Raw genomic sequence first — 2,858 nt, forward strand, 5'->3', positions numbered from 1 at the left:
GCCGTGAGCAAATCCGCCGGGCGATGGTGTCTGCGGTGCGCAGAGGGATGAGTATACGTGCCGTCGCCCGACGGTTTCAAAAGTCCCGGCCGGTGGTGCGTAAGTGGGTGTGCCGCGCGGCAGGCTGAGCGCCATGAGCGCGACGCCGAGCGCGACGCTCACGATGCCCGCGAGCGCCCCGTGGCCCTCCAGCCACCACGGTGCCGCAACCAGCCAGGCGCCGAGGGCAGCGTTGATGAAGCGCAGCGCGCGAGCCACTTCAGCGGTCGCGATAATGCACACGGTGATGGCCAGGGCGCCGATGACATGGTCGCTGTTCGCCATCGCGCCGGTGGTCCCGAACACCAGCCGCGTCAGCATGAGGAAGACACCAATCGCCATCGAAGCCGCGAGTGTCCACGGCAGTGTGATCCCGCGCGTGGTGTCGCGCCAGAAGGCCGACGGACCCGCCATGGCATCCGAGCTGTCGACGCCGCCGCCATCGACGGCATCGCCCTTGAAGAAGGTGCGGATGAGCGGCTTGCCCTGGCAGCGGGCCCAGTTGAGGAACTGGCCCATCGCGATCACCTCGTCCAAGGCAAATGGGATCATGATGAGCATGGCGAGCCCGGCGATCAGCGTCGGTGTGCTCCAGGTGCCAATGACGATCGGCTGGATGATGATGAAGTAGATCGAGATGACGCCGAGCGGGATCACCAGGATGCCGAAGAAGGTCACCATCCACGGCATCGTGCGCCAGCGGTCACGCGTGCCCATCACCGCCATGAGGATCTCGAGCAGATAGCTGATCGCACCCAGCCCCGCGTCCGGGATCGGCCACATCATCGATACGTCGGACGTGATGATCTCCTCCGTCCCATTCCGAGGGTCGGCGGGGGAGCCCATGAAGAACGGCTCCCAAGCCTCGTCGATATGGCCGAATTGGTAGGCGGTGAGGTGGCGCGAGATGAGCAGGCCGATCAACCCCATGACGACGATCGGCAGCCGCTGCGCGTCAGTCGAGGGTGAGTAGGTCCATCCCGGCGGAATCGACTTCGGGTCCATCATGCCGGCCATGCTCATGCCGGGCATCATCGGCACGAGCACCGCGAGCGCGATGACGCTCGCGCCGACGATCATCGTATTGAGGTAGTGCGCTGCGCTCGGGGTCCAGAAGAGAAGCGGCACGAACAACAGCCAGACGCCGGTGAACGCGTTTGCCCATTGCCCGAACCAAGCGGTGCGCTTCGACAGCGACAGCGCCCCGAACAGCATGATTGCCAAGCCGGTGAGCAGATCGTTCAGCATGAGCGCACTGGCGCGCCATTCGATGGACGGCAGATCGCGCTCAGCGGTGACGGCGCGCACGCCGGCGCTCACCGCCTCGCTCGTGGTGGCATCGTAGACGAGCGGGCTCGCCGCCAGCCAAGCGCCAAGCCCGATAGCGGCGAAATGGGCCCAGCGGGTGCGGCGGTCGTCGCGTTCCATCATTGCCATGTGGCCGGCGTGCGCGTCGCCCTGCGCCATCGCACCGTGATCACCAAACGCGGGCATCGCCGAACGACCCGCGTGCGGATCATCGGGCGAGGCATGACCGATCGGCGCATGATTCATCGCGGCGTGGCTCTTGCCGCTCTGCGGCCCGCCAGGATGACTCATCTCAGCGTGGTCTTGGGCCACCGCGCCGTCGGCGGCGATCCGCTCTGCGGGCCGCTTGCCATACCAGGCTACAAGCGCCGGATTGAGTTTGTTCGCCTTGTACCAGCCCTGCGGATCGCGCCTCAGCGCTTCCACCATCTTCGGCAACGCGTCGTGTAGCTGATGTCGCGGCTCCCACCCCAGCAGTGTGCGGGCCCGCGTGATGTCGAGCACGTAGTGGTCGCTGCTGGCGTCCACCATCCACGGCTTGATCGCGCTGTCCTCGTCGAGGAGCTCGTTTTGCGCCCACGCCCCGAGCTTGGCGAGCGGCCGCGGGATGCGGATGGTTGCCCAATCCTCGCCGTGAAGCGTGCGGCCGATAATGTCCTGAACCTCGGCGTAGCCAAGCGCCTCCGGTTCGCCGATGAGCAGCGGCAGCTCCGGCGGCAGGTCGCGCCGGCGGTCGACAAGACGCGCGATGGCTTCGGTCAGGTCGTCGAGGTGGACGAACGATTGGCCGGCGCACAGCATGCCCGGGTAGAGGTGGCCGATCAGCCGGTGCTCGTAGATCCGCGCGATCTGCTCGGCGAGGAACGGCTGGTGACCCTCATCGTCGTAGACACCGGCGATGCGCAGGAAGACGGCCGGGATGTCCTTGTGCTGCTCGCGCAGCATCGCTTCCGTCTTCACCTTCGACTCCGGGTAGGCCCAGGCCGGCTCGATCGGCGAGTCCTCGTTGATTGTCTGGTCGGGCCGGTCGGTTGCCTTGTGGACGAGCATTGTGCTCGCGAACACGAACTGCTCGACCTCGAAAGCCTGCAGCCCCTCGATCAGCCGCCGTGTCCCCTGCACCGTAATCTCGTCGTAAAGCCGGTTCGGCTCGCCCGTCACATCATAGTAGGCGGCGAGATGGATGACGGAGGCGATGCGGCGGCCGAAGCGGTCGCGCACGGCCGCAAGCGCGGCGGCGACCCCCTCGTCGCTCCCGAGGTCGAAGTCCACGGCCTCAGCCGGCGCGGGCGGATCAGGGGGGCCTGCTCGGTCGAGCGCCACGATCGTGTACGGGTCAGCAAGACGCCTGACGACCGCAGAGCCGATGAAGCCGGTGGCCCCGGTGATGAGCACAACAGGTTTGGCTGGCGCTTGGTGGTCGGCCATGCCGGACTGTCCTTCCTCATTCCACTTCCGATGCCCGGCAACGCCGCCTTGGCGCGGCTTGTTGCCGTCGCACGGGTGTGGCG

At 66.8% G+C, this 2,858-nt stretch carries 1 protein-coding gene and 1 pseudogene; one reads left to right on the forward strand and one right to left on the reverse strand.

Features of this window, described 5'->3' with window-relative positions; translation table 11 throughout:
- Nucleotides 1-47 precede the first annotated feature (47 nt).
- Complete coding sequence (locus tag KAY22_RS28050; RefSeq protein ID WP_366514185.1) at nucleotides 48-128, forward strand: hypothetical protein; 81 nt, start codon at nucleotides 48-50, stop codon at nucleotides 126-128.
- Nucleotides 129-588: 460 nt separating this feature from the next.
- Here the strand turns inward: KAY22_RS28050 and KAY22_RS27320 are convergent.
- A pseudogene (locus KAY22_RS27320) lies at nucleotides 589-2,775 on the reverse strand (NAD-dependent epimerase/dehydratase family protein); the annotation flags it as partial.
- Nucleotides 2,776-2,858: the final 83 nt, after the last annotated feature.

It is taken from the genome of Rhizorhabdus sp. (assembly GCF_018006725.1).
Taxonomy (GTDB): Bacteria; Pseudomonadota; Alphaproteobacteria; order Sphingomonadales; family Sphingomonadaceae; genus Rhizorhabdus.

Bases quoted from the DNA above. Each gene is read 5' to 3' on its own strand.
- KAY22_RS28050 (WP_366514185.1), top strand. From the start codon at position 48: ATGAGTATACGTGCCGTCGCCCGACGGTTTCAAAAGTCCCGGCCGGTG.